Origin of the sequence: Bacillus sp. SIMBA_074 (genome assembly GCF_046534555.1) — a bacterium.
In the GTDB taxonomy this organism is placed as follows: Bacteria; Bacillota; Bacilli; order Bacillales; family Bacillaceae_G; genus Bacillus_A; species Bacillus_A mycoides.
The window spans coordinates 1-272 of record NZ_JAWRYM010000503.1 but is presented as its reverse complement, the minus strand read 5'-3'; the positions used below and the strand labels follow the sequence as shown (position 1 = coordinate 272).

General features: G+C 39.7%; 1 pseudogene. It reads left to right on the top strand.

Going from position 1 to position 272, the window contains the following annotated elements:
* A pseudogene (gene glyA / locus SB773_RS31755) lies at positions 1 to 272 on the top strand (serine hydroxymethyltransferase); the annotation flags it as partial.

The window sequence follows — 272 nt, the reverse complement described above, 5'->3', positions numbered from 1 at the left end:
CCCCAATCCCATATGCAGATGTTGTTACAAGTACAACTCATAAAACATTAAGAGGACCACGCGGGGGGATCATTTTAACGAACGATGAAGTAATAATCAAAGCGATTAATAAATCCGTATTCCCGGGAATTCAAGGCGGTCCACTAATGCATATCATTGCAGCAAAAGCAGTTGCTTTCAACGAGGCTTTACAACCAAGCTTTAAGGATTATGCGAAACAAGTCATTGAAAATGCTACAACACTTGGCGAAACATTAAAAAATGAAGGTGCA